This window comes from Sphingobacterium sp. GW821-FHT03E03 (assembly GCF_059420745.1).
This window is the reverse complement of record NZ_JBWKUH010000013.1, coordinates 124,292-150,579: the sequence shown is the minus strand read 5'-3', so window position 1 is coordinate 150,579 and position 26,288 is coordinate 124,292. Positions and strand designations below refer to the sequence as shown.

Genomic DNA, 26,288 nt, shown 5'->3' with positions numbered 1-26,288 from the left:
GCCAGGCCCTTAAGTTATATAATCTACTTTTCAATGGACCACGCATCGACGCTGCAGGGATCCACTAAAATCGGTATTGGTCTACAGGTTTTACTGTTTTTCCTCTTATACGATTAGCAATTCTAAGAGATATTATCTAATTTAGTCATTACAGCAATGTATATATGATGAAAGCTAAACGGATATCCTTACTCAGTATTTTACTTTTATTTTTCTTTAACAGCAATAGTTTGAATGCACGGGGGCAAGCATTGGATGATGGTGTTTTGCGCATATTGGCGATTGGGAATAGCTTTTCGGAGGATGCGATCGAGCAGAACCTTTACGAATTAGCCAAAGCAGGGAAGAAAAAGATCGTCATCGGTAACCTTTATATTGGTGGGGCTCCATTAAGCCTACATGTAAGCAATGCGAAAGGAGATAAGCCAGCTTATCGCTACCGGAAGATCAATCTGGACGGTCGGATGTCAGAGCGGGCAAATGAAAGACTTTCTACGGCTTTGGTAGATGAAGCTTGGGATTATATTAGTTTCCAGCAGGCAAGCCCTTTGTCGGGGGATTATGATTCCTATGCGAAGGATCTACCACTTTTATATGAGTACGTCACAAAACATGTAAAGTATCCGGAAACACACTATATATTACATCAAACCTGGGCCTATCAGAATGGTTCATCGCATGAAGGTTTTGTCCGGTATAATCGTCATCAGAGTGCGATGTATACGGCTATCGTAAACACCTCTCAGGAAGTCTTTAATTGGGGGAATTTTAATGTATTGGTACCTTCGGGAACAGCTATACAAAATGCACGATCAAGCTATTTAGGCGATCAATTCACACGGGATGGATATCATCTTAATTTGGATTATGGACGTTTTGTAGCCGCATGTACCTGGTACGAGGCACTGTTTAAGGAAAATGTTGTCAATAATACGTTTTTGCCACTCAAAGTGACCTATATTGAAGGACAGATTGCACGTGAAGCTGCACATCAAGCGGTGGGATCTCCTTATGGGGTTACTGTATTGAAGGATTTTCAATTAATGAAATAATATATTTATATGAGTATCAAAAAAAGCTATTTGATCGAATTGGATCATGAAACAAAAAATACCAAACGTATTTTGGATCGGATACCAGATGAAAAATTAGATTGGCGTCCGCATGAAAAATCGATGACTCTAGGGGAGCTTGCAGCCCATGTTGTGGAGTTACACAGTTGGGTGTCTAAAGCGATACCAAAAGATGCATTTGATTTTAAGGTCGATTATCATCCACTCAAGGTGTCTTCGGTAGAAGAGCTTAAATTGGCGCTTTCTGAAGGATTGGAAAAGAACAAAGCTGCCATAGAACATATAGCTGAGGAAGACTGGTTTAAGGACTGGGTATTGAAAGCTGGAGACTATGAAATAGCACGTTTACCACGCGCTGGCGCTATACGTTTTATTGTTAACAACCATATTGTCCACCATCGTGGACAGCTGACTGTATATTTACGGTTACTCGGTATTCCAGTACCGGGTTTATATGGGCCTTCGGCGGATGAACCGATGCCCAGTATGTAGTATCATTTGGATATGGTATAGAAAAATAGATATAAAAATAAAGGGGATCAATTTGATCCCCTTTATTTTTATATGTTGAATTGTCTAATTATTTAGCCAATTCTTCAGCGATTGCTTTTCCGATTTCAGCTGGAGATTCAACTACACGAATACCACACTCACGCATGATTTTCATTTTTGCAGCAGCAGTATCATCAGCACCACCAACGATTGCACCAGCGTGGCCCATACGACGTCCCGGAGGCGCTGTTTGACCAGCGATAAACCCAACAACAGGTTTAGTGCCGTGTTCTTTGATCCAACGTGCAGCTTCAGCTTCCATTCCACCACCGATCTCACCAATCATGATGATCGCTTCAGTCTCTGGGTCGTTCATTAATAATTCAACAGCTTCTTTAGTTGTTGTACCGATGATAGGGTCACCACCGATTCCGATAGCTGTCGTGATTCCTAATCCAGCTTTTACAGTTTGATCTACCGCTTCGTAAGTTAAAGTTCCTGATTTAGAAACTACACCTACGTTACCTTTTTTGAAGATAAATCCTGGCATAATACCGATTTTAGCTTCACCTGCAGTGATGATACCAGGGCAGTTAGGACCGATCAAACGAGATTTCTTGTCGCTTAAGTATGATTTTACTTGGATCATGTCTTTTGTAGGGATACCCTCAGTAATACATACAATCACTTCGATACCCGCAGCGGCAGCTTCCATGATTGCATCTGCAGCAAATGCTGGAGGTACAAAGATAATAGAAACATTAGCTCCTGTAGCGTCTACTGCATCTTGAACAGTGTTGAATACAGGACGGTCTAAGTGTTGTTGACCACCTTTACCAGGAGTCACACCACCAACTACATTTGTTCCGTACTCAATCATTTGAGTCGCATGGTAAGTACCTTCGTTTCCAGTGAAACCTTGAACGATTACTTTTGAATCTTTATTAACTAATACACTCATTTCTTCTTTAAATTTTGCACACAAATCTACTATTTTGCTTTCTAAAATGGAAGCAATGTGGATAGGAATGTGACCTTTATTGATAAATTTTTAGTTCAGATTGCGTTTTTGGATAAAATCCCAAAGGATAATGCCAATTGCGACAGATACATTAAGTGAATGCTTGGTGCCATATTGGGGGATTTCGATACAAGTATCGATTTTTTCCATGACTTCTTCATCAACTCCATTGACCTCATTTCCAAAAATTAATGCATACTTTTTATCCGAGTTTGGCTCAAATTGATGTAACATGACACTATCATCCGCTTGTTCAACGGCAATGATGATATAACCTTCTGCTTTTAGTTGATCTACGACGTCAGCTGTATCTTTATGGTATTCCCAAGACACGGATTGTGTAGCACCTAAAGCAGTTTTTTCGATTTCCCGATGTGGAGGAGTGCCGGTAATGCCACATAAATATATTTTTTCAATAGCAAATCCGTCTGCGGTACGGAAGGCCGAGCCGACATTGTGCATACTGCGAACATTGTCTAAAACGATTGCGATAGGCGTTTTTTCTTGTTTTTTAAACGATTCAACATCTGTACGTTGAAGTTCATCCATCGATAATTTTTGCATGTCGCAAATATACTAAACCTAAAAAACAAAATAGATTTTGAATATTGAAAATAAGGTGTTATTTTTGCAGTCCGAATTACAAGAAAAAATTGAATAAAAATTAGCTAAAAAAAATGGCAAATCATAAATCAGCGATCAAAAGAATTAGAGCAAACGCTACTAAACGTTTAAGAAACCGTTACCAAGCAAAAACAACGCGTAACGCAATCAAAAAATTACGTCATACAACTTCTGCAGAAGAAGCAAAAACATTGTTACCACGCGTAATTTCTATGCTTGATCGTTTGGCAAAGAAAAATGTGATCCACAAGAAAAAAGCTTCTAACAACAAATCTAAGTTAACTAAATTCGTTAACGGTTTAGCGTAAGCTTTCTGTATAGATATTGAGGGGTGCAGCTCGCTGTATCCCTTTTCTTTATGTTATATACTTTGGATTTCTCTTTCCAAGCGAATAGTAATAAAAAAAAGCATCAATACTGATGCTTTTTTTTATTTTATTAGCAATAAGCTATTGCTTTAAATTGGGCAATAACTCCGCAATGACTTTTTTCAACTTATTGGGATCTTTCATATAAGGTTCCAAATCATATAGCTCTACTTTTTTGAAGTCGATGGGATGACTCTCACTCTGCAACGAAATGCTTCCTTTCTTTAATAGTTGTCCATCTTTTTTTACAGTAGGATCAAAGGCTGTTACATTGCCACCACCGATTTGAGGTTTGGTGTATTGCATCACCACTTTGTCTTCAAGGATATGTTGTACAAGTGAATCTCCCAATACCAGAAAATCCGCTGTTACCCATTGGTCTCCAGCATAGGTTTTGGATGTGGAGCTGATACAGTGTGGGGTAAATAGTTTGTTATCGATGACAACATTTGTTCCCGGTGTACAGAGATTGCTCGTTGTACGTTCGTCCTTACCATTGCCACCTAAAAGTTGTCCTTCGATTGATATCGGAAAATCTTGATCTACACCCATTGTTTTCGGGTCTTGTCCGTGTAGCATAGCACCACTATTGCGCCAAGCCCAACCTTCGCCACCTGGTGCTTGTTCGCCTACAAAACGATAGGTTACACGTAATAAATAAGCTGAGAATTCTTTATTAAAGAATAAATGGCCGTATTGAAAATTGAAGTTATCATAGCCATCATATCTGACTTTCAATAAACCATCTTCAACACGGAATGTGTTTTTATAGTTATCTCCAACCTTGTGGTTTCGGATTTTAGGGGTCCAGTTTTTTAAATCTTTCCCATTAAATAATTGAATGGGTTTGGGTTTTTTGTCTTGAGAATTGCCAAATACGGAAGTACTGAGTAATAAAATTCCAGCACCATAAATAATATGTTTGAATTTCATCCTGAATTAGGTTTATTGACCTAAATTAGGGAAACATTTTTAAATAAGCAATTCTTTTTGTTTGACATATTCGCTCGGGCGAATACCAACGACCTTATTGAATGTATTACTAAATGTAGGTAAGCTGTTATATCCAACTTTCAAAGCTACTTCATTGACACTTAATTTTTCATCCAATAATAACTTGAGTGCAGTTAACATTCTCAAGATGGTATAATATTGGATAAATGACATATTTAATTCCTTCTGGAAAAGTCTAGCCAATGTGCGTTCACTGATATTGAAAAGGCTCGCAAGTTTTTTGAAGCTTACATTTTCTTCGATATTCTCTTCCAGATAAGTAACAATATCTTTTAATTTCGGGTGGCTTGGATAAGGTAGCGCCAAGGGAAGTTCGTGCAAGGATAGTTCAGGGAGAATAAGTTTAAATGCTGTAGCTAAGCTATATTTAGGTTCTTCAACCGGAAATATATTGCCATTCCAACGATTGGTAAACATAATTAATTCAATCAGCAGGTCGTTTACCGGATAGATACCCATTTTGCCGTAGAATGCGGTATCGTTATTCGTTTTTGGAAAATAAAGATTGCGCATCACTACCTCAGGGGTACTTGGATGGATACTGTGCTTCACACCTGCAGGAATCCATAGATAATGCCGAGCCGGCAGAAAATATGATTTTTCATCTGTTTTTATAAAAACGACTCCACCCTCTGTATATAAAAATTGATCCTTATCATGGCAATGCTCGGTAATATGATTTTCCGCTATGATGGCATGATGGCAGTAGATGCTATCTTCAAATGAATCAACTTCTGTCATATAATAGCGGTTGACATATTTTGCGTCGCTCGTTGTATCTTTTATGTTCATTTTTTGCTATAAAACTACGCTGCAAAGGTAAGACTTTTTTACTAGACCTGACCTTGTATCTACTAAAGTGAGTGTATGCTTACAATAAAATTGCAATTAAATCGCTGGCGAGTTAGTATTTACTTACTTGGTTTTTGATTCGTTGTTTTTAAATAGCTGAAAATTAAATAGATATGATATTCGTTTCTGTTTTTATAAAAATATCTGGAAATATATTTTTATTTATCTACTTGAAAAACAAGGTATTATTATTGTTTCGTCTCTATTGAATAATTTTGTGTCGAATGGTAATAAATTCACTGTTGAAAAAAGCGTTAAAATTGTTTGTTTGAGAAATGGTCATGAAGGGCTAATATCTTTTTAAATAGCGGATATAAATAGGTTTCAATTTCTTAAGTTTACATGAATAGCATACAATATAAAATTATAAGGATATGGCTTACGAAAGAATAAAAATTCAAAGCTTACACGATAAAGTTATTACAGCTGCCGAAGCTGCGAAATTATTTCAGGATGGTATGGTCGTCGGAGCAAGTGGATTCACCAAGGCAGGCGATAGTAAAGTGGTATTACCGGCTTTAGCGGAAAGAGCCAAAGAGGAACCTTTGAAAATAACATTGATTACTGGGGCTTCTTTAGGGCATGGTACCGATGGTAAATTGGCAGAAGCTGGGGCCCTATCCAAGCGTATGCCCTTTCAGGTGGACCGTACCCTTCGCAATAAGATCAATGCCGGAGATGTACTTTTTATAGATCAGCATTTAAGCGAGACTGCTGAACTGTTGCATAATAAAAATCTACCCCCTGTCGATATTGCCGTTTTGGAGGTTGCCGCGATCGAGTCGGATGGCAGTATTGTTCCAACGACTTCGGTTGGTAATTCAGCTACTTTTGCCGCATTGGCTAAACAGGTTATTTTGGAAGTCAATACCGCTATACCGACCACGATTAAAGGGATACATGATATCTACCAGGCAGAAGATTACCCACGTCGTAATGTTATCCCTATTGTAGCGCCCGAAAATAAAATTGGTCGAAAGACAATTCCATTGGATCCCAGCAAGATCGTGGGTATTGTATTTACCAATGAGCTTGATAGTCCGGCAGATATCGCCGAGCCAGATGCCAAAACAACAGCAATAGCGAAACATATATTGGCATTTTTTGAAAACGAAGTTGAATTGGGGCATCTATCTGAGAGTTTGATGCCATTGCAGGCAGGGATCGGAAAGGTGGCCAATGCGGTGCTTACAGGCTTTATCCATAGTAAATTTCATAATTTAACGATGTTTTCTGAGGTATTGCAAGATAGCACATTTGATTTAATTGATGCTGGAAAGCTGGATTTTGCCTCAGCTTCTTCTATTACCGTATCAGAGGAATGTTACTCACGCGTATTTGATCATTTGGACAAATACCGCGACAAGATTGTGCTACGTCCTCAAAATATTTCCAATGCACCGGGCTTGATCAAACGTTTGGGTATTATTGCGATCAATACAGCGATAGAATTTGATATTTATGGAAATGTAAATTCGACGCATACTTCTGGTACTAATATTATGAACGGTATCGGTGGTTCAGGGGATTTTGCGCGAAATGCTTATTTAAGTATCTTCGTCACACAAGCGGCCTCTAAGGACGATGTGATTTCCCATATCGTTCCGATGGTATCTCATGTGGATCATACGGAACATGATGTTGATATTTTGGTTACAGACTATGGTTTGGCCGATTTACGTGGTTTAGCACCACGAGAACGCGCAAAAGTTATTATTGAAAATTGTGTACACCCCGATTTCAAAGCGCAATTGTTGGATTATTATACTCGTGCCTGCGAAAGGGGAGGGCATACGCCACATTTGTTGGAGGAAGCTTTCAGCTGGCATATCAACTTAAGAGAAAAAGGGACTATGAAGAAAGATTAGCTGCATATATAGCAGCAGGTTATAAAAGAATAGGGCTACTGAGGATTCAGTTAGCCCTATTCTTTTATAATTTAGTATCTACCCTTCCACAGGATCATTTCAAATATTCTAATCCTTGGGGTTCGACTTTACTTTTCGGACAAATTTTATAAGAATGCATTTTTTTCGTCCACGGTCTCATTTTAAACTTTCAACTCCCAAGAGACGGGCAGTTTTTACCTTTCAAGACCTTTTCGCTAATCCAATAGTACCGGTCTTTTTGAACTATTTACATAGGTTTGCCTATTTGTGAGACTTTCTTGGTGTTATCTATACTGACTTTGCTATTTTGTTCTGATTGAGACCGATATTAACCTTCGTTCGGAACCATTGCTTGGTCTCTGGCAATTCAATCTGTTTTTGGTAATGCGCTATGATTGTAGGATGGAATTTAGCGATGGTTTTGGCACCCCAACCGATTCCCTTTTTGATGTGGAAATTTGTTGCATTGGATAGTGTAAGCAAAAGCCTAAACATTGTTTCTGCAAATTTTGGTGAGAGGCCTTTCTTTACCGCATAATGTGTCGCTACGCCGATGGTGCGTACAATCCATTTATCTGAATTTTTGGCCAATAGCGCCAACAAAGGGATTGTTTTTTCTGGATAGGTAAGTAGGGCATGACCAAGTACACGCTCACCTACGATATCGCAGACATACCATTGGTCTCCGGATAGAATATAAGCACATGCTCTTTGGATCGACTGTTCAAGATGTAAGGGCAGGCGTAGTTGTAGCATCATACCCGCCAATACGTAACTCCCCATTTCTTTGGTTGCGACCATTATATCCATAAAGTGCAGCTGTTCATTTTCGGGTATCCATAATGCCATTTCCTTTGCCGCGAATTCTAAAAGAGGAAAGCTAACCTTATTTTTTAATAAACCTTCATTTATGGTTACAAGGAGAGCATCCTGCCCCTGCTGTTCCCAGCTTTGTTTAGCCTGCCCTAGGATTTCTCTTACACGAACCTTACTGGAGATTTTTTCCATTGGTACTATTTGATCCATTATTTTTGGTCTTTATAGATATTCCAAAAATTATAATCCGTCATTGGAGCATCTGTTATACCAATATTCCGGCCCATAGTGACGGTCTGTCCACGATGATAAGTGCCATGGATGATCAAATGCTGAATATATTCATATTTTGAAAAATCACACTGGAACCAAGGCGATTCGACTTTTACATTTTTTTCTAGATCCTGCTCCGATAAGCCTTCTACATAGTCTTGGAGTTTCTGCGAACTATCTTTGATGGCATTAAAAATATCCTCTTTATTACTGAATGTTTTTTCGAAATCAAAGTCATTACGTTCTGAAATATGACTCCACCAGTACTCCTGCGTCTGCCAGATATGGTGCAATGTTTTTAAGATCGTTGGAAAGCTCGATGGGACTTCTTGATTGAGTTGTTCATCCGGCTTGGTACTTAACCAATCCACATACTTGTTGACTACCCAGTTGTTGTACTGTACGCTTTTGGTAATTAAGGTTTTTAAGCTCATAATTATTGGTTTCTTGTTGTGTTAATATTTTAAAACTTCTTACGTAAATATAAATCTTTCCAAACAGATTTGCGATATTTAGATAAAGTATGGAATGCTTCATGCTGATTATTATTCATGAATTGATAACGTATTTTCTTTGGTCAAAAAGTTCATCCGGTACCCCTGTATTTGCTTTGTCAATTCGTGTAACAATCATAAATTATGAAATAATGAAAAGAATAAAAGGTGTTGCACTCGCTCTTATTGCGTTGCTATTTAATAGTAAGGTACAAGCTCAAATCAATTATTTAAATGAATCCAAAGCAGATTTTGACAAACACATGCAATGGTTTAGAGAAGCCAAGTATGGCATGTTCATCCATTTTGGACTTTATAGCCAACTTGGTGGAGACTATAAGGGAAAGTCAATTGAAGGTTATGCCGAATGGATTCAGGCAGGGGCTGATATTCCAAAAGAAGAATATGCTAAATTGATCTATAGCTGGAACCCGTCGCATTTTGATGCGGATCAAATCGTCCAGTTAGCCAAAGATGCTGGTATGAAATATCTGGTCTTTACGACCAAACATCATGAGGGATTTTGCCTATGGGATTCAAAATATACAGATTATGATATTGCTTCAACACCAATGAAGGGGCGGGATCTCATACAAGAATTGGCTACTGCCTGTAAGAAAAAGGGAATCCGATTTGGTACTTATTATAGTATTATAGACTGGCACCACGATTCACAATATCGTAATAGCGAAGGAAAAAGCGGTTGGGACAAATGGGGACAAGTAGCGATGAAACCAGATCAGAAGGCTGCTTATATGCAGTATATGAAAAATCAGTTGAAAGAACTAATTGTCAAGTACGATACCGATATGCTCTGGTTTGATGGTGATTGGGTTAATTGGTGGGATATGGCCGTAGGACAGGAACTCTACCAATATTTACGTGAATTAAAGCCATCCCTTATTGTAAATAATCGGGTGGCTAAACGTGAGCAATTCAAACGTGATTTTGGTACACCAGAGCAAGAGCACCTCAGTGCGAAAGTAGATTATGATTGGGAAGCTTGTTATACGTTGAATAACTCATGGGGATTCAAACGATCAGACAGTGTATGGAAGAGTCCTGAGGAAGTAAATAAAAAGTTGGTGGAGATTAATGCGCAAGGCGGAAATTTATTGTTAAATATAGGTCCAGACGGAAATGGTGAAGTTCCTGCGATAAGTAAAGAGATATTGCTGAAAGCGGCGGCGAGGCGAAAAGGTCAAACAAAATAGTATGATTTCCCTTATTCGGATAAGATCACAATAAGTTAGTTGATTATTCCATTATTTGTCAATAACATTAATCTCATAAATGGAAGGTATGCCACTTGCTTTTATAATATTCAATCGTAGCTTTTCTGTTTGATAGGCTCTCGGTAACCTGATCACCTTACAGTCTCCCATGGACTCCGCTCCCAAATAAATGGTCTCCCAGTTGCCCTTATTAAAGATCTGTATTTTATATTCCTGAATTCTATTGATTCTGACATTGGAAAACCCATCACCTAGATTTTTGGTATCCTGATATTCAAATATGCTGATTTTGTTAAATTTTTGCTTAGGATCCAATTGAATGTCAACTGTTGCTAATGTATCTGCAGCTATCCAACGACTATCTAGACTTCCATCGGTAATATTTGAAGCGGTGTAGTTCACTTTTGCATCCTGTTTGGTTGAGCTTGCGTTAACGGGTACTTTTGCCGAAACAAACTGACCGTTTTTAGGCAAAGGTTTTCCTTTTTTTAGTCCCAATCGTTTTCCCAATTCAATAACAGCATTAGCCTCATATTCACGGATTCGACCAGTCTGATCAGGAGGCACATTGACAACTAGACAGTTGTTATTATCGGTACTCCAGTAGAACAGTTCTTCCAGTTCGTCAAGAGATCTGATTGGTAACTCTGTCGATTTCTGAAACCAGTTCCAACGGCTGCTTAAGCAGATGGTGTGCTCATAGGGAAGGTAATAGGATTGACCTTTATATAGATATTGTTTTTTATCATAACGGGTGATCAACTTAGGATCCCAGAGACGGAAATCAGAGGGAAAATATTGAAAATAATATTTATTATCCTCGGTCATAGTTGATGGTAACGCGGCATTTCGCTCACCTTCTTTATAAACGATTGTATGGTTAACGCTGATGGCGCAGTGTGGATTATAGGATTTGACCAGTTTATAAAGTTGGTCCAGCCCCCAATTATCAGGATGACGATCCCAGCCCCCATCCAACCATAGTTCACTGATTTTACCATATTTGGTAAAGAGTTCTGTCAACTGGTTTTTCATATAGTCAATATATTTTTGGGGATCCTTATGTTTGTAAGATGGTTCTTTGCGATCCCAAAGGGAATAATAGATAGCGAAATCCAGACCATATTTTTTACAGGCATCGGATACCGCCTTGACCACATCTGTTTTCACAGGAGAGGCAGCAACATCATAATCAGTGTATTTACTATCCCATAAACAGAAACCGTCATGATGTTTTGTAATCAATAGGACATAGCGGAATCCCGCATCCCTCGCGGTACGTACCCATTGATCCGGATCGAGTTGGGTTGGGGTATATTTTTCTATCGGAATGCTTCCATCAGACCACTCCATATCAGTAAACGTGTTGACGCCAAAATGCATAAACATGCCATAGCCACGTTTGATCATTTCTTTCTGGGTTTGATTCGGTTTGTTCCCAGCTTGTTGTACCTGTGCGTGACCTAGCGTCACTAGACTAAGATATAGCGCAAGGAAAAATAGTGTTTTGTTCATAATTTATTTGGTATACATTTAATTTCTTCAAGCTTAGGTTTATCCCCCTTTAGATCACTGTATTTGACTGAATACCGGATATTAGAAAGACATTTTGAGTCTTCAACCGTCAATAAGGAAGTAAGATACTAAAAATATGGAATCATTATCAAAGCTTCAGATTTATGCAAATTCTAGAAATGGAATTAGGGGAATAGGTAAAATGAAAAAATATAACCAGACCTAACTGCTTGATCAGTATATTTATAGTAGATAGTATAAAACAACCAAGATAAACTTAATTTCAAACAAACATGAAAACAAAAATCATTTTAATTCTTGTCATGATCACTATGCTGTTCGGATTCCAAAATGGGGTGAAGGCAGATCCACCTTTTCAGAAAAAAGGGATGATCAAATTGACTGTTTTTTATCCTAATGGGCCAGGAAAAACATTTGACTGGAATTATTATCTCGATAAACATATGGCCTTGGTGAAACAAGTCTTTGGAAAAAATTTAAAAGGTGTCGCGATTGACAAAGGGCTTTCTGGAAAAGGATCACAGGGTGAACCAACATATTTAGCCATTTGTCATTTGTATTTTGAATCGGTAGCAGCTTATGAAGGACCAATGAAAGAGAATGGAGCAAAGTTTGCAGAGGATTTTCCAAAATATACCAATGTCAAGCCCGAAGTTCAGATTAATGAAGTGGTAGAATAATCAGGATCTATTTAAAATTAAGACCTGAAGAAAGTCGTTTGTGAAAAGCAAACGACTTTTATTTTTATCTTTATTTTCAGCATAATTTTATTTGGCTCTCTTAAAATAATAAGCAATTTATCTACAGATGGAAATAGAAGAAATTTTTCAAGACAAATCGATAAAATTAAAGGGTAAGGTCGCTATTCTTGGAGCTAGATTACTCAATGGCGACCTTTCTCTCCAATTGTTATTAGAATATGCAGATCAACAAAAGCTGTTGACAAAGCGACTCGCCTAGAAGTTATTGAATATGCGACCAAAAAGAAGCCGGTAATCGGTAACAGCACACTATTGGGGCAGCTAGAGGAAATATGAAGAACAAGCTGTTCAAAAAGAAAAAACACGCCTCTTGAAAATTAAATAGAAAAGGTCCGCAGCATAGGCGGCCTCTAAAAATAAAATAATTAAAATAAACGGATTTATAGGGACAAATTCGTTTATTCGACGTCTTTATCATAAGTAGCTAAATTTATTTTAAGATTGACCAAACTATAACCAAATGAAATATTAAAATTATGAAGATAAAACCAAGTCTAGTTCCCAAATTATTGTTTATTGGTCTGAGCTGTGCACCTATTTTTACAACACAAGCGCAACAGTCCGGTACGATCAAGCGTGTTTACATCAGTACAAAGGGCAGTGACCAAAATCCGGGAACAGTAACGCGTCCTTTTGCTACAGCCGAAGCGGCTTTAAAAGCCGTTGAAAAATCCAAACAGGGAAAAGCGCCAACAGGTATTGAAATTATCTTTACCGGCGGCACCTATTACCTGGACAAACCGATTCAATTATCGGCGGCATTTTCAGGTACAAAAAAGCAACCTTTGCGTATCAAAGCAGCAGACGGAAAGCAAGTCATCCTCAGCGGAGCCAAACCTCTTGATTTGAAATGGGAACAAGGAGAAAAAGGCATATGGAAAACTAAAATCCCCGCAGGAATGAGCTTCCAAAGCCTTTATGCAAACGATGCACATCTCGTGAGGGCGCGTTATCCAAATTATGATGCATCCGTACTACCTTTTCAGGGCTATGCTGCTGATGCATTAAGTCCGGAGCGTGTTGCGATCTGGAAAAATCCAACTGGAGGTATTGTCCATGCTTTACATTCGGGTCGTTGGGGTGGATTCCATTATCGTATTACCGGAAAAGATGGAGCATCAAAGGTTAAACTGGAAGGTGGAGAGCAAAATAACCGACCAAGTCCAATGCATGAAACCTATCGCTATGTCGAGAATATAGTTGAAGAACTTGACACCGCGCAAGAGTGGTATTTGGATGAGCAGACAGCGACCCTATATTATATGCCATCCAAAGGTAAGGATCCCAATCAATTGAAATTTGAGGCACCGCAGTTGGAAAATTTGATTACGATTGCTGGATCTGCCAGCAATCCAGTGCAGGATATCGAAGTCAGCGGTATCCGCTTTATGCATACGGCAGCTACTTTTATGAAAACGGCCGAGCCACTATTGCGTAGTGACTGGACAATCTATCGTCAAGGAGCGGTGAAGATCGAAGGTGCTGAAAACTGTGTTATTCGTGCCAATGATTTTATCGAATTGGGAGGAAATGCAGTCTTCGTTAACAATTACAACCGTGGAGTTAAAATCAGTGGCAACCGTATTGAACAGATCGGTGCCAGTGCCATCAACTTTGTGGGCGATCCTGAGGCAGTACGCTCACCCGCTTTTCGCTATGAGAAATTTGTTCCACTCAGTCAGATGGATACCGTTAAGGGGCCTAAAAGTAATAATTACCCCATGGATTGTGAAGCCAGTGACAATTTGATTCACACTATCGGATTGATCGAAAAACAGGTCGCCGGTGTGCAGGTCTCCATGGCTGAGTCTTTACGTATTTTGCACAATACCATTTACAATGTACCCCGTGCTGGTATCAATGTGGGCGATGGTACCTGGGGCGGTCATGAGATCGCTTACAATGATGTCTTTAGCACGGTACTGGAGACCAGCGACCACGGCGCGTTTAACTCTTGGGGACGTGATCGTTTTTGGCATCCTGATCGAAACAAGATGGATCAGCTGACAGCGGCTCAGCCAAACTTGATCTTAATGGATGCGGTCAAAACAACCAAAATTCACGACAACCGTTTTCGCTGTGACCACGGCTGGGATATTGATTTGGATGATGGATCTTCCAACTATGAAATCTACAACAATCTCTGTTTAAGCGGTGGATTAAAATTGCGGGAGGGCTTTTACCGCAAAGTATATAATAATGTGATGCTCAACAATGGTTTCCATCCACATGTCTGGTTCCAAAATAGCCAAGATGTCTTTCGCAATAATATTGTGATGCATGCTCATCAAGATATTCAGGTGAAGTACTGGGGAGATGAAGTGGACTACAATATTTATGCACGGCAAGAAGATCTTCAAAAAGATCAGGCCAAAGGTATAGAAAAACATGGTCGTGTTGTTGCAATGAATTTTGTTGCACCTACTCTTGGCGATTTCCGATTGAAGAACTGGAAAGACCAAGGTTTTAAAAATTTTGATATGCTGCATTTCGGTGTGACCAGCAAAAGACTGAAAAGTCTTGCTACCAGTCCGGAGATACCACAGCTGATCCAAAAAGACACAAAAGAACAGGGCGTGAAGTGGGCTTGGAAAGGTGGAAACTTTAAACCTGTTGAAACATTGGGCGAACAGTCAGCCGCTGGACTTCCATCGATTGCCGGTGTATTGGTTCTTCAATTGGATGAAAATAGCACAATCTATAAGAGCGGTTTACGGGTAGGGGATGTTATCCTCAACTATCAAGGTGAGAAAATCGATAAGTTAACAGATTTGCAGCAAGCTATTAAAAAACATGTGCATGCCGATCAACCTAAGGTTGTCCTTTTTAGAAACCAACAACAGCAGGAGTTGGATTTGCAACTTTAGTAAGTCATCTAGGGTATGATTAATAACCTAGTACAATAATAAAAGGAGGTTGTCCAAAGTGTGAAGTGACAACCTCCTTTTTATTTCATACACGTCTCCCGAAAATAGTATTGTTGAAGAAAATTATTGCTTGGCTCAGAAATTATAGATAGGAAAGGATAACGTTAACATGTCAATTCTAAAATCAATAGCCTCGCCAAAGCCAGGGGATAAAAGATTTAGAATTTAAACTCGTCAATTGTCAGGTCGTTGAAAAGTAGCTTTGCACAATTTTCATGATTCTGGGTAGTGCCCTGTACATACCAGATGACGGTATATTTTCCACCACGTCGGATCTGTTTACCACGTTTTGCTTTTAAATGATGTTGCCTGAAGATCCCTTCATATTTTGCTAACGCTCTCTCATCATAAGGAAGGGTAATCTCATAGGTATAGCGCATGCTGATCCGATCGATAATATTCTGAATGTATTTAAAGACAATCAACATTAAAAACACTGCAATGGAACCAATCGTTGCTTCTTTGTAATAGCCTGCGCCAATGGTCATGCCCAGAGAGGCACAGATCCATATGGTGACTGCCGTAGTGAGCCCCGATACACGGTTTTCTTCCTTAAAGATGACACCTGCGCCTACAAAACCTATTCCGGTGATAATATTGGCGGCGATACGGTCGGGACTCCCTGGTCCACCCAGACTCAACGAGAGCATAGTAAACATACAGGACCCCAATGTAACCAATATCATGGTTCTTAATCCAGCAGATTTCAGCTGATACTCCCGCTCGAGTCCAATAATACCACCTACAATAATGGAAAATAAGATGGGATGGATGTCGTCAATAAAATTCATGTTCTCGCTTTTACCTACCGTAAAAGTAGCGTGTTTCAGCTTTATTTACAAAGCACTTTTGTCTGTTTGCTGAAATTATTTTCGCTTATCGATTGAAAGCAAACTGTTGCAGGGGACAGTAGGTTCGATCATGGAATGAATGACAAGTGGAGTGGACGGTTCAGGAGGAAAAATAAATAATTTTGAAAATAGTTTAGGACAATTTGCAGTTTCAAACGTTATGTGTTAAGCGTTAATGAATAATCCTTACGATAAAATTTTAAACCAAAATTATGAGAAAATCTATTATCCTGATTTCAATTGGCCTGCTAGGTTTGTTAAGTTGCAAGAAAACCGACAGACTCGTTGCAAATGATGTACTTAAAGCAAAGGCTCTTGTCAATGGCATGACATTGGGGGCTACCTACTATGTAGACCCTTCCGGTAGCGATGACAGTGTTGGTACAAGTGCCGGAGCGGCATGGAAGACCCTAGCCAAAATTAATGCTTCTGTGTTCAGTCCCGGCGATCGGATCCTTTTCAAGAGTGGTGCCGTATGGAATGATACCCTGCATATCAAAAGTTCTGGAGCCAGTGGAGCGGCTATTGTACTCGATAAATATGATGGGGAGACACGGCCCATTATTAATGGTGGCGGGAAAAGAAATGGTTCCAACACGCTATATTTAAATAAGGTATCATATGTCGAAGTTAATAATCTGGAATTGACCAATACGGTGCCAAGCGGAACCAGTTATGCGGCAACCGGAATCAGGGTAAATGGTGGTACTGACATTGCTGTAAAGAACTGTTACATCCACCATGTAAATGCTGCGTTTGATAATCAGCCGAATTTTCAAAAAGCTACCGGCGGTATTATTATTGATGGCACCGTAAGCAATGTATTGGTGCAAAGCTGCCATATTGCTAATTCCTCAGTCACCGGTATACGCACTACCGGAACAGCAACCAATGTACTGTTTGACGATAATCTGCTGGAATATATCTATGGCGATGGCATTATCATGGCCGGAGCGACAGGAGGTTGCAAGATTACTCATAATACGGTCTATAAAGCCTGTATGAATACAACCAATTATAACTATGCAGGTATCTGGACCGTAAAGAGCAAGAATACCGTAGTCGCTTATAATGAGGTCTATGGGCTGACCGGTGGAGGCGCCAATGATGGTATGGCCTTCGACGCTGATGGCTATGATGCCAATTCCCCGACTAATGGTGATGTTTTTGAATATAATTATTCGCATGACAACAACGGCGGCTTTATGCTGTTTATGTACAATTCGCAGAATATTACAGTACGTTATAATGTCAGTGTCAATGATATCGGAACTAGTGGTAAGAAAAAACTGTTTCTTTTTAATGGTAGTACAAACCGCAATCACCAAATTTATAATAATGTGTTCTACATTAAGAATCCAGGGGGGACTATCTTCCATAGTGCTCCGTATGGTACCTACTCAAATAATATTTTTTATGTAGCACCATCGGCTACAGGTTTGGCTCTAGCCAGAAACGATGCCGGCAATTCGATTCCATTGACAAATCAGACAAGGTTCAACAACAATAATTTTTACCCCGGCAATATATTTACCGCGTTCAACTGGGGAACCTCGGTGCAGAGTAATAGCTTTTATACAGATCCCGCGTTCTTAAATCCAGTTGCAGGAACGGGCTTTGATATTGCCAAGGGCTATGATGTGGATCCCAATTCACCGGTCCGCAATGCGGGGATACTTATCACTGGCAATGGCGGAAAAGATTTTGTAGGCAATGTTTTACCTGCGGGTAATCCAGATGTCGGTGCGTTTCAACATGCTGTAATTTCACTAGCAGGCAGTAGTCTTGCCGATGCCTATGTGCGCAATGGTACTTATGCTGGTGTCAATTATGGGACATCGCCGGATCTGATCGTAAAATCTGATGCGCTATCTTATGCCCGCAAATCATATGTAAAATTTGATATCGCTGCTGTTACGCGACCGAAGGTAAGTTTGGCGGTCTTAAAAATGTATGTCAGTGGGGTCAACACGGCACCACAGCGTGCAATCAATATCTATACGACGGGTACCAGTTCCTGGCTGGAAAATACCATCAATTGGAATAATGCACCAATGGATACAGTATCGGCTGGGAAGATTGTTGTTTCGGGGGATGGTCTTCAGAGCATTGACGTGACGAATACCATTAATAGACTGCTGACGGGTACCGATCGTAAAGTATCATTTCTATTTCTCAATACAGGTGCTGTTTCCTCTACAAATGACATGTCTTTTAGCAGTAAAGAAGCTGCGGCAAACAAACCGGTCCTGGAACTTCAATATTAGTACATTTCAAGAAAATGAAAAAAATAGTTCCCCTCAGTAGGGAAGGCTTTAGTTTTAATTACATAAAAAATCCGCCCCTTATCTGGAGCGGATTTTTACACTGCGTTTGCAATCTATCTTATTTTAATTTATTGATGTGATACACCTGGGTTACACCTGGATCAATTTCAGCACCTTTTTTAACGGTGTTATTTTTAATATTATACTCGTAAATAAACCATTTTGAGGCTGGGGTTTTTACAGCAGTATACAGATTTCCGTTTTCGATCAGGTTGATTGTTGTTGTTGGATCTCCACCTGTCATTTCAGCTAGGTTGGCTACAATTCTTTTATTGGCTACATCGATTACATAAGGTCTGATGTATGCTTTTCCTTCACCCAACCAAGCGAGGTCACCGCCTTTTACCGCGTAGTCTTTTAGGTCAAATAGATAGTTTTTATCAAATTGAGTTTGACCATTATTGACACGCATCAGCGCATATGTACCATCCGTTTTACCACGGGTCAATATATATAGATTGTTGTTATCATCCAGGAAGGAGTAATTCTCTCTTTGCCAGTGGCCCGCTACATAACTCGCTCTGTCGTCGCTCATCACATGACCGTTTTGCATGCTTGGGTAATCGCAGATATAGACGTAAGCTTTCTTGTCTATCGGTTTGTAATCGTAGTTATAATAGAAGAAACCAAAATACGCCTTTCCGCCGCCAATGCGCATACTGGTGACATTGAGGATTGTCGGATCAACACTGCCATCGGGTTTGTAAACCGTGTAATCCAACAGTGGAATCTGCGCTTTTAAGGTTTTTGAGATCGTCATATCCTTGGTATTCATAAAGTAGATGTCCTTTTCGAATACTTTTTTATCCAAGTTTGCATCACTCGCTCCTGTTCCCGTAAAAACAATTTCTTCCGTGCTGCTAAACTGGGCTGCGACTTTCCCTAAATAGAAATCGGTTGGAAAAGCATAATTATCAACCTCTTTGAATTGTCCGTTGTCTGTCAGTTGGTGTTTACTAAAACGGGTTCCGTCATTGGATAAGTAATAGTAGCCATTGAATATATAGGCATAACCTGCATATCGTGCTTGCGGCAGGTTGCCCGTGATGTCTACCCCTTTATTATTTGCAGGCGATAATAAGGTATCTTTCATGATTTTATCGGTTGTCAACAGATACGATCCATTGGCCGTAGCCACCCAGACAGAATATGTGGATGGTATAGTTTCTGTAACTTCGGGGATGTTCGGGCTATCTTTGCAGGAGGATAGTAATAGTCCTGCTAATGCACAATAGCCAAATAGTCTATTTTTCTTCATGATTATTGATGGTGTTTGATGAATTATAATATTGATATTCTAAATTTTACGTAAAATGCTCTTCCGGGCTTTTGGAGACGAAAGTTGTCATAAGCGCGTTCATCAAAGATGTTGCGGGCCTCACCTGAAATATTATATCGGTTGCGGTTCCATGAATAGCTCACTAACAAGGAGTGAACAATTTGGGTAGGAATATAATTTTTGGAAGCGAGTGAACCAAGATGGCTATCGCTTAAATAAAACCATTTGGTATACTGGGTCGTCCAGTTAAACTGTGTACGGCTCCCTTTGCTGAACCAGTCATTTTGAGCAAAACCAAGATCTAGATTACCGTATGTCCAGGGACGGTTGGGTATTTGATAGCCATAAGACAAGCTAACTTCCTGACTGGTTTCGTTGGTGAATTTCTGATTATCAATGGCTCTATCATAACTTCCATTTAATGCGGCTGTGATGATATCTTTATAGCCGTAGCGAAATTCGAAACTTCCACCATATATTTTTACCCCCGGAATATTGTAGTACTGAAATTTGTCGCGTTCATCTTGGGTGACGATACGTACATTTTGATAATCTTTTGCCAAGCGGTAGAACCCCGAAACGTCGAGATTTATAAAATGGTTTTCATTAAAAAATGTATTATAATAAAAACCCGTGTTGAGGTTATCACTGCGCTCAGGCTTGAGATCCCAATTTGAAACATAATTTTGATCATCACCATAAATGGCAATCATTTCGGGCATATTATAAGCTCGCTCGGCAGAGAATTTAACCCCGCCATCTTTGAAGATCCTGTAACGGGAAGCGAGGCTATAACCTTTATAGCCTAGATATTTTGATTGTGTGATAATTGCACCACTCAATAATTCATTGTTATCACCGAATTTACGCTGATCAACCTGTTGATCGGTATCTATGCCGTAGTATTTGATCGCAATATTGGTGACCAATCGTTTATTCAACCATTGACTCTGCCAGGCTAGTCCTGCGATATGCTTAACCATGTTTTTGGGCAAACCTGAAGTACTATTGTTTGCTATTTCATCAAAAGTTTTACGGTAATTGGTACTGACATTGTAGTTGAGGTTCAAACTATGGTTGCGGCTTTCGTCGAAGTCATAGTTTAGATTTATCCTTCCAAGTACACTATTGGTGTTCTGTTTGTTATAGATCTCCTTTCGTCTGTTCTGACCATTTGGGTTGCTGATCGGATTGCCGGTCCATTCATAGTTATATTGGGCAGTATCTCTGTTGCGGGTGATGTCAAAGCCATAGTTTGCGTAGATATCAGCATATAATCTGTCAATAATGAAATTTTGCTTTTTATAGCTCAGGGTAGGCATGATGTAAGCTGATTCTCGCCAGTCGCCACCATAAGGTTTGTTGATCGTGGCGCCGAGTTGATTTTGTTTATTATTTCCGGAATAGGTCAGACCAACGAAAAACTGATCGGCCCAGCTTTTGTCGCGTAGCCCTATCTCAACTTGGCCCATAGACGAATAATAGCGGTCATTGAAGCGTCTCACCACATCAATAGGTACGAATTTATTATTTACTACTTTTTCAAAAACGATACCGTACTTTTCCTCTGTATACATTTTGTAGTCATTGTCCGAATAGTTGTAGAAAGCATTTGTCCGGACAGATAGTTTATTTTTAGGATTGGTATACATACCAACTAAAGATGCCTGGTGGGTATTGAAGGAGCCATAACTATAGCTGAGATCAAGGAAATGTCTATTCCGTTGTTTGGTAATGATGTTGACGGCTCCCCCGAGGGCATCCGATCCTAAAAATGCGGGAACAACCCCTTTATAGATTTCTATTCGATCGACCAAATTGACCGGGATATTATTTAAGGACATGGCAGACCCAAAATCATCCATCGGAACACCGTCTATATAGATCTTGGCAGCAAGACCGTTAATACGGAAGACAAAATTAGAGCCTAGTCCACCGTCTTCCCGAAAGGTCACGCCGGGAGCTGTACGAAGAATTTGGCTCACATTGGCGGTTTGGTTGGCATATCGGTTCATGTCAACAACACTCACATTGAATCCTGATCTTTTTATTTCGTTGACTTTTTTTTGGTTTTCCGTTTGCCCTTTTACATGGACAGTTTCCAGCATATGTTCATCATTTTTGAGCTGAAAGTCTTTGTACGTTTCATTACTTTTCAATAGGATAGTTTGCGTAATGTAACCAACAGAGGTCACCTCAATTTTAAGGTTCTGTTTGGAATCTATTTTTAATTTGTAAAAACCATCTATATCAGTCGATGTGCTGAGGTTGGTGCCGACAATGGTAATGGTGGCGCTTTCGATCGCTTTTCCGAAGGCATCTTTCACATACCCTGAAAAGGATGTTTGAGCTTGCGCAACGGAGGTAAGGAAAAATACCGAGAGGAAAAAAATGTAGGTTGACTTGAGCATGCTATTAGCGTTATGTATGTTTTTATAATGACATATGATTGGATCGTTTAACTATGCTCCTGCCAATCAGCTTTATAGGAGTATAAGTTTTTCAAAGCGGGACAAATATAAGTTTATTTAGATTAAATACAAATAATGGTTTTAATATTTTATAAATATTCATGTTAGCAGACCGCTTGCTAAATATGGGAAGGAAATAGATAAGTTGTAGACTGCGGAAGATTCATGTAATCTCCTGCAGCCATTTTTTGCTTTTTTCTTAGGTCATTCGCAGGGTATAACCGTCCTATAGAATAGCGGTTGCAGATAACTTTTAAAAATTGCCGATATATTTAATAAAATTGTTAACTTATGTTATCCACTATTCCATTTCAATTTTTTTATTGCAGGATATGATAATATAATAAATCGAGTGCTGTATTTTCCACTGTCTTTTCTATCTTTGATAGAAAGCCACCTTGGAGACGAAAATGCCATTCGAATTCATTGGATAAGTATATATTTTTTCGTAATAGGACAAACCAAACAGACGGTTTGAATGTCATAGAAATAAAAAGAAGAATAGCCAGATGAAACTTAGAGGAGATTTACAATTACGCAAATTGGGCGATGACCATATTCTAGTCTATCCAGGGCAAGATCAACTGGATGCTTCTAAGGTGTATACCTTTAATGAGACCGCTGTACAGATCTGGTTGGAATTGCAGGGAAAGGAATTTAATGTCGAAAGTGTAACAGCCGTTTTGTTGGATAATTATGAGGTGGAGGAGAACGAGGCTGAAAGAGATGCTGCAAAGTTGGTCAAGCAATTTGAAAAACAAGGATTTTTGATTTAACTGATATTGGAAGGCCTTAATGACATATACCTTTTATGATCACAACAAAATATTTTAATTACCAACAGATCTTTAACCTTGCTGGGGTACACCTGATCTGGCTGACAGCCTGGTGTTCTCTTGTTGCTGTCGTTTATTATTTTTTTCAATGGGAATGGATGATCATTCCTTGGGTTCCCCTGGCACTGATTGGTACAGCAGAGGCTTTTTATGTGGGTTTTAAAAATAACCAGGCTTATGATAGGTTATGGGAGGCACGTAAGATATGGGGTGGGATCGTCAACTCTAGCCGTTCCTTTGTATCTATGCTTTATGCTTTTAATACCGAACAAGGGGATCAGCAAAATTTGGAAGAATTCAGGAAAAAAATAACCTATCGTCATATTGCCTGGTTATATCAACTGCGTGAACAGCTCTTGATACCAACCGAATGGGAGCACATCAGCCTGAAGAGACATATTGGGGCATTGAACGTAAAAAGGCATCGTTTAATAAAGGCTGGTTTTCCGGACTATAGCCGTACACCTATTTTTTTACATAAATATCTTTCGGCGGAGGAATTTGCATTGCAATCAAGCTATAGAAACTTTGCAACTTATTTAAATGCCGAACAGGCAAAAGATATCAATGCCTTAAAAAATGATGGGATAATCTCGGATTTTAATCAAACGCAATTGCAGAATAGCCTCAATCAATTCTATGATTACCAGGGGCAAGCCGAGCGGATCAAAAAGTTTCCCTCGCCAAGGCAGTTTGCAAGTACGGCATTTGTTTTTAATGTTATCTTGATCATGCTATTACCCTTAGGGCTGGTCAATGAATTTGCCAAGTTGGGTCATTGGGGAATCTGGACAAGTATTCCTTTTTGTGTGGTGATCGGATGGATCTATATTGTAATGGAGCTGGTCGGGGATTATACCGAAAATCCATTTGGTGGACTGATGTTTGATATCCCGATGCTGTCGATCTGTCGGACGATCGAGATTGACTTATTGCAAATGATGGGTGAAGAAAATCTGCCCGAGCCGATCGCATCAAAGAATGGCGTATTGGTTTAATAATACATGGATTTGGCAGTACCTTCTCGTTTAATAGGTTGTTTAAATGAGAATGGTCAATGTGTTTTTTACCTCAGCTATCATAAATGAACTGTGTGTACTAGCAATATGCTGTAGTGAGGTCAGCTTACTCAGCATGAAATGGCGGTAGTCTTCCATATCGCGCACACAGATTTTTAGGATGTAATCATAGTCGCCGCTGACATGGAAGCATTCAGTGACTTCCTGTAAATCCATCACCTCGCGCTCGAACTGCTGAATATATTCTTTTTTATGCTGTGTGAGTTTGACATGGCAGAGCACCATAAAATCCTTGGCAATCTTGTGCTTATTGAGGAGGGCAATATATTTGGAGATTACCCCTGTGTTTTCGAGTTTGCGCACACGCTCGTACACCGCCGTTACAGATAATCCGAGCTTATAAGCAAGCTCTTTGCTGGTTTGTTTGGCATCTTCCTGTAGAAATTGCAATAATTTCTTATCTGTTTCATCGAATTGCATAGATTATTTTTTGGTTTAAAAATATACGATGTATCTGTTATAGATATATTTTCTGATATTTTGTTAAACATTAGATTTATAATCTAATATACCGATAAAATGTTGTTATAAAATTTAAAATAGCCCAATTTTATAAGTAAAAAATTATGGAAGATTTTAATGCAGCAAATGAAATACAGGATTTGCAATATTTTGGAGAATTCGGTGGTGTAAATCCGTCGATATCGGATAGTTCTACTTATACCTTCCTTTCGGCTAAGACCATGTTTGATACCTTTGAAGGGAACGCAGATGGGTGTTACTTATACTCAAGGCATTCGTCACCTATGAATCTATATCTTGCGCAGGCATTGGCGAAGCTGGAAAATACAGCGGCAGCCAATGTAACAGCTTCGGGAATGGGGGCTATTACAACTGTACTATTGCAACTCTGTAAAAGTGGTGACCATATTGTTTCCAGCAGGACCATTTATGGGGGGACTTATGCTTTTCTGAAAAATTTCTTGCCACCATTTCAAATTGATACCAGCTTTGTCGATATCAGCAATTTCGATGCAATCGAACAAGCAATACGTCCGACAACGAAAGTGATCTATTGTGAAAGTGTCAGCAATCCGCTATTGGAAGTCGCAGATTTAAGGAAGCTTTCGGCAATCTGTAAGAAATATAATCTAAAACTTGTGGTCGACAATACCTTTTCACCGCTATCTGTTTCACCGAAGCTACTGGGAGCGGATATTGTGATTCATAGCCTGACAAAATTTATTAATGGTAGCAGTGATACAGTCGGTGGAGTCTATTGTGGACCGCAGGAATTTATCAACGACACCAAAAATGTCAATTCGGGCGCCTGCATGTTGCTCGGTCCGACAATGGATAGCCTCCGTGCGGCCAGTATTCTTAAAAATCTAAGGACACTCCATATCCGGATGAAGCAGCATAGTTACAACGCATTGTATCTCGCCGAACGCTTTGAACGGGACGGACTACGGATTTCGTACCCAGGATTGTCCTCCCACAAACATCATGAACTGCTAAAAAGTATGATGCACACTGAATATGGATTTGGTGGGATATTGACGCTGGATGCTGGAACTACGGATAAGGCGAATAAACTAATGGAACTGATGCAAAAGGAGAACTTAGGTTATTTGGCGGTAAGCCTTGGATTTTATAAGACCTTATTTTCCTGCTCGGGCAGTTCTACGTCCTCTGAAATTCCTGAGGAAGAACGTGTAAGTATGGGGATCTCGGATGGGCTGATCCGCTTTTCTATCGGACTGGATCATGATATTGAGCGAACGTATCAGCGTATGAAAGCTTGTATGGAGAAAACAGGAGTACTTTAGCCACCTGATGTATTTTTTTAATGATGGCTACTCGTTTAGTTGGAAACGGATCAGAGAAGTGGTAGCGCATCAAATGTTTGTATTGATGTGACTAAGGATTTAGACGTAAATCCTAGTTTGACCCGGTGTGGTATAAGTAATTGAAAATTTTATTGGGACTATTTGACAATTCGGTTGTCGTTTAAATAGTGTATCACAATTTAATGGAGAGATACACCATATAAATTCTTATTCGTATTAATTGATGTTTAAGGCCGCACAGTACCCGATGTACTGGCGGCCTTATTGTTCTTGGTCAATT

At 39.5% G+C, this 26,288-nt stretch carries 23 protein-coding genes; 12 read left to right on the top strand and 11 right to left on the bottom strand.

Annotated elements, in window-relative coordinates; translation table 11 throughout:
• Positions 1-164: 164 nt before the first annotated feature.
• A complete protein-coding gene (locus tag AC07UV_RS15720) occupies positions 165-1,052 on the top strand; it encodes a DUF4886 domain-containing protein (protein WP_495184423.1) in 888 nt (295 codons plus the stop codon).
• 9 nt (positions 1,053-1,061) lie between these two features.
• A complete protein-coding gene (locus AC07UV_RS15715) occupies positions 1,062-1,565 on the top strand; it encodes a DinB family protein (RefSeq protein ID WP_495184422.1) in 504 nt (167 codons plus the stop codon).
• An 88-nt stretch (positions 1,566-1,653) separates the two neighbouring features.
• On the opposite strand, the gene sucD is transcribed toward AC07UV_RS15715, so the two are convergent.
• Together sucD and AC07UV_RS15705 are read right to left on the bottom strand one after the other, a co-directional pair.
• Entirely contained in the window at positions 1,654-2,526 is an 873-nt protein-coding gene (gene sucD, locus AC07UV_RS15710; protein WP_077438675.1) for a succinate--CoA ligase subunit alpha, read from the bottom strand.
• A 90-nt stretch (positions 2,527-2,616) separates the two neighbouring features.
• Positions 2,617-3,150, bottom strand: coding sequence for an RNA methyltransferase (locus AC07UV_RS15705; protein ID WP_282250176.1), 534 nt, complete (start codon positions 3,148-3,150; stop codon positions 2,617-2,619).
• A gap of 113 nt (positions 3,151-3,263) precedes the next feature.
• Between AC07UV_RS15705 and rpsT the strand changes: the two genes are divergently transcribed.
• Positions 3,264-3,518: a 30S ribosomal protein S20 gene (gene rpsT / locus AC07UV_RS15700; RefSeq protein ID WP_046671646.1), complete on the top strand. Its 255-nt coding sequence runs from the start codon at positions 3,264-3,266 to the stop codon at positions 3,516-3,518.
• A 141-nt stretch (positions 3,519-3,659) separates the two neighbouring features.
• Here the strand turns inward: rpsT and AC07UV_RS15695 are convergent, their stop codons facing one another.
• Together AC07UV_RS15695 and AC07UV_RS15690 are read right to left on the bottom strand one after the other, a co-directional pair.
• Positions 3,660-4,511, bottom strand: a complete 852-nt coding sequence (locus tag AC07UV_RS15695) for a 3-keto-disaccharide hydrolase (RefSeq protein WP_495184421.1) — start codon at positions 4,509-4,511, stop codon at positions 3,660-3,662.
• A gap of 39 nt (positions 4,512-4,550) precedes the next feature.
• Entirely contained in the window at positions 4,551-5,384 is an 834-nt protein-coding gene (locus tag AC07UV_RS15690) for a helix-turn-helix transcriptional regulator (RefSeq protein ID WP_282250166.1), read from the bottom strand.
• Positions 5,385-5,818: 434 nt separating this feature from the next.
• On the opposite strand from AC07UV_RS15690, the gene scpC reads away from it, so the two are divergent.
• Entirely contained in the window at positions 5,819-7,312 is a 1,494-nt protein-coding gene (gene scpC / locus AC07UV_RS15685) for a succinyl-CoA:acetate CoA-transferase ScpC (RefSeq protein WP_495184420.1), read from the top strand.
• A 309-nt stretch (positions 7,313-7,621) separates the two neighbouring features.
• Here scpC and AC07UV_RS15680 read toward each other — a convergent pair whose 3' ends face one another.
• Together AC07UV_RS15680 and AC07UV_RS15675 are read right to left on the bottom strand one after the other, a co-directional pair.
• On the bottom strand, positions 7,622-8,359 hold the full coding sequence (locus AC07UV_RS15680) for a DNA alkylation repair protein (RefSeq protein WP_495184419.1): 738 nt from the start codon (positions 8,357-8,359) through the stop codon (positions 7,622-7,624).
• Complete coding sequence (locus AC07UV_RS15675; protein WP_282250163.1) at positions 8,359-8,856, bottom strand: DinB family protein; 498 nt, start codon at positions 8,854-8,856, stop codon at positions 8,359-8,361. The genes AC07UV_RS15680 and AC07UV_RS15675 overlap by 1 nt, the downstream gene beginning before the upstream one ends.
• A 212-nt stretch (positions 8,857-9,068) precedes the next feature.
• Between AC07UV_RS15675 and AC07UV_RS15670 the strand changes: the two genes are divergently transcribed.
• Positions 9,069-10,130 (top strand): alpha-L-fucosidase, encoded by a 1,062-nt coding sequence (locus tag AC07UV_RS15670; RefSeq protein ID WP_495184418.1) that lies wholly within the window; start codon positions 9,069-9,071, stop codon positions 10,128-10,130.
• 51 nt (positions 10,131-10,181) lie between these two features.
• Here the strand turns inward: AC07UV_RS15670 and AC07UV_RS15665 are convergent, their stop codons facing one another.
• Positions 10,182-11,666 carry an alpha-L-fucosidase gene (locus tag AC07UV_RS15665; RefSeq protein WP_495184417.1) on the bottom strand — a complete coding sequence of 495 codons (1,485 nt, stop codon included), beginning with the start codon at positions 11,664-11,666 and terminating at the stop codon, positions 10,182-10,184.
• 293 nt (positions 11,667-11,959) lie between these two features.
• Between AC07UV_RS15665 and AC07UV_RS15660 the strand changes: the two genes are divergently transcribed.
• The 3 genes from AC07UV_RS15660 to AC07UV_RS15650 all read left to right on the top strand — a co-directional run bounded on the left by AC07UV_RS15660 (position 11,960) and on the right by AC07UV_RS15650 (position 15,315).
• Positions 11,960-12,367, top strand: coding sequence for an EthD family reductase (locus AC07UV_RS15660; protein ID WP_495184416.1), 408 nt, complete (start codon positions 11,960-11,962; stop codon positions 12,365-12,367).
• 127 nt (positions 12,368-12,494) lie between these two features.
• Complete coding sequence (locus AC07UV_RS15655; RefSeq protein WP_495184415.1) at positions 12,495-12,647, top strand: hypothetical protein; 153 nt, start codon at positions 12,495-12,497, stop codon at positions 12,645-12,647.
• A gap of 277 nt (positions 12,648-12,924) precedes the next feature.
• Positions 12,925-15,315: a right-handed parallel beta-helix repeat-containing protein gene (locus AC07UV_RS15650; RefSeq protein ID WP_495184414.1), complete on the top strand. Its 2,391-nt coding sequence runs from the start codon at positions 12,925-12,927 to the stop codon at positions 15,313-15,315.
• A gap of 218 nt (positions 15,316-15,533) precedes the next feature.
• Here the strand turns inward: AC07UV_RS15650 and AC07UV_RS15645 are convergent, their stop codons facing one another.
• The gene (locus AC07UV_RS15645) at positions 15,534-16,166 is read right to left on the bottom strand and encodes an MgtC/SapB family protein (RefSeq protein WP_495184413.1); all 633 of its coding nucleotides are present in this window, start codon (positions 16,164-16,166) and stop codon (positions 15,534-15,536) included.
• 272 nt (positions 16,167-16,438) lie between these two features.
• Between AC07UV_RS15645 and AC07UV_RS15640 the strand changes: the two genes are divergently transcribed.
• Positions 16,439-18,493: a CBM96 family carbohydrate-binding protein gene (locus AC07UV_RS15640; RefSeq protein ID WP_495184412.1), complete on the top strand. Its 2,055-nt coding sequence runs from the start codon at positions 16,439-16,441 to the stop codon at positions 18,491-18,493.
• A 118-nt stretch (positions 18,494-18,611) separates the two neighbouring features.
• Here AC07UV_RS15640 and AC07UV_RS15635 read toward each other — a convergent pair whose 3' ends face one another.
• Positions 18,612-19,811, bottom strand: coding sequence for a DUF4374 domain-containing protein (locus AC07UV_RS15635; protein WP_495184411.1), 1,200 nt, complete (start codon positions 19,809-19,811; stop codon positions 18,612-18,614).
• 23 nt (positions 19,812-19,834) lie between these two features.
• Positions 19,835-22,243 carry a TonB-dependent receptor gene (locus tag AC07UV_RS15630; RefSeq protein WP_495184410.1) on the bottom strand — a complete coding sequence of 803 codons (2,409 nt, stop codon included), beginning with the start codon at positions 22,241-22,243 and terminating at the stop codon, positions 19,835-19,837.
• 569 nt (positions 22,244-22,812) lie between these two features.
• Between AC07UV_RS15630 and AC07UV_RS15625 the strand changes: the two genes are divergently transcribed.
• Entirely contained in the window at positions 22,813-23,079 is a 267-nt protein-coding gene (locus AC07UV_RS15625; protein ID WP_223585120.1) for a PqqD family protein, read from the top strand.
• 35 nt (positions 23,080-23,114) lie between these two features.
• Entirely contained in the window at positions 23,115-24,137 is a 1,023-nt protein-coding gene (locus AC07UV_RS15620) for a bestrophin family protein (RefSeq protein ID WP_495184409.1), read from the top strand.
• 42 nt (positions 24,138-24,179) lie between these two features.
• Here the strand turns inward: AC07UV_RS15620 and AC07UV_RS15615 are convergent, their stop codons facing one another.
• The gene (locus tag AC07UV_RS15615; protein ID WP_495184408.1) at positions 24,180-24,638 is read right to left on the bottom strand and encodes an Lrp/AsnC family transcriptional regulator; all 459 of its coding nucleotides are present in this window, start codon (positions 24,636-24,638) and stop codon (positions 24,180-24,182) included.
• A 146-nt stretch (positions 24,639-24,784) separates the two neighbouring features.
• Here AC07UV_RS15615 and AC07UV_RS15610 point away from each other — a divergent pair, with 146 nt between their 5' ends.
• Complete coding sequence (locus AC07UV_RS15610; RefSeq protein WP_282250145.1) at positions 24,785-25,987, top strand: aminotransferase class I/II-fold pyridoxal phosphate-dependent enzyme; 1,203 nt, start codon at positions 24,785-24,787, stop codon at positions 25,985-25,987.
• Positions 25,988-26,288 lie beyond the last annotated feature (301 nt).

Bases quoted from the DNA above. Each gene is read 5' to 3' on its own strand.
- AC07UV_RS15655 (WP_495184415.1), top strand. From the start codon at position 12,495: ATGGAAATAGAAGAAATTTTTCAAGACAAATCGATAAAATTAAAGGGT.
- rpsT (WP_046671646.1), top strand. From the start codon at position 3,264: ATGGCAAATCATAAATCAGCGATCAAAAGAATTAGAGCAAACGCTACT.
- sucD (WP_077438675.1), bottom strand. From the start codon at position 2,526: ATGAGTGTATTAGTTAATAAAGATTCAAAAGTAATCGTTCAAGGTTTC.
- AC07UV_RS15660 (WP_495184416.1), top strand. From the start codon at position 11,960: ATGAAAACAAAAATCATTTTAATTCTTGTCATGATCACTATGCTGTTC.
- scpC (WP_495184420.1), top strand. From the start codon at position 5,819: ATGGCTTACGAAAGAATAAAAATTCAAAGCTTACACGATAAAGTTATT.
- AC07UV_RS15675 (WP_282250163.1), bottom strand. From the start codon at position 8,856: ATGAGCTTAAAAACCTTAATTACCAAAAGCGTACAGTACAACAACTGG.
- AC07UV_RS15625 (WP_223585120.1), top strand. From the start codon at position 22,813: ATGAAACTTAGAGGAGATTTACAATTACGCAAATTGGGCGATGACCAT.
- AC07UV_RS15670 (WP_495184418.1), top strand. From the start codon at position 9,069: ATGAAAAGAATAAAAGGTGTTGCACTCGCTCTTATTGCGTTGCTATTT.
- AC07UV_RS15630 (WP_495184410.1), bottom strand. From the start codon at position 22,243: ATGCTCAAGTCAACCTACATTTTTTTCCTCTCGGTATTTTTCCTTACC.
- AC07UV_RS15690 (WP_282250166.1), bottom strand. From the start codon at position 5,384: ATGAACATAAAAGATACAACGAGCGACGCAAAATATGTCAACCGCTAT.
- AC07UV_RS15640 (WP_495184412.1), top strand. From the start codon at position 16,439: ATGAGAAAATCTATTATCCTGATTTCAATTGGCCTGCTAGGTTTGTTA.
- AC07UV_RS15615 (WP_495184408.1), bottom strand. From the start codon at position 24,638: ATGCAATTCGATGAAACAGATAAGAAATTATTGCAATTTCTACAGGAA.
- AC07UV_RS15695 (WP_495184421.1), bottom strand. From the start codon at position 4,511: ATGAAATTCAAACATATTATTTATGGTGCTGGAATTTTATTACTCAGT.
- AC07UV_RS15705 (WP_282250176.1), bottom strand. From the start codon at position 3,150: ATGCAAAAATTATCGATGGATGAACTTCAACGTACAGATGTTGAATCG.
- AC07UV_RS15665 (WP_495184417.1), bottom strand. From the start codon at position 11,666: ATGAACAAAACACTATTTTTCCTTGCGCTATATCTTAGTCTAGTGACG.
- AC07UV_RS15620 (WP_495184409.1), top strand. From the start codon at position 23,115: ATGATCACAACAAAATATTTTAATTACCAACAGATCTTTAACCTTGCT.
- AC07UV_RS15610 (WP_282250145.1), top strand. From the start codon at position 24,785: ATGGAAGATTTTAATGCAGCAAATGAAATACAGGATTTGCAATATTTT.
- AC07UV_RS15645 (WP_495184413.1), bottom strand. From the start codon at position 16,166: ATGAATTTTATTGACGACATCCATCCCATCTTATTTTCCATTATTGTA.
- AC07UV_RS15650 (WP_495184414.1), top strand. From the start codon at position 12,925: ATGAAGATAAAACCAAGTCTAGTTCCCAAATTATTGTTTATTGGTCTG.
- AC07UV_RS15635 (WP_495184411.1), bottom strand. From the start codon at position 19,811: ATGAAGAAAAATAGACTATTTGGCTATTGTGCATTAGCAGGACTATTA.
- AC07UV_RS15720 (WP_495184423.1), top strand. From the start codon at position 165: ATGATGAAAGCTAAACGGATATCCTTACTCAGTATTTTACTTTTATTT.
- AC07UV_RS15680 (WP_495184419.1), bottom strand. From the start codon at position 8,359: ATGGATCAAATAGTACCAATGGAAAAAATCTCCAGTAAGGTTCGTGTA.
- AC07UV_RS15715 (WP_495184422.1), top strand. From the start codon at position 1,062: ATGAGTATCAAAAAAAGCTATTTGATCGAATTGGATCATGAAACAAAA.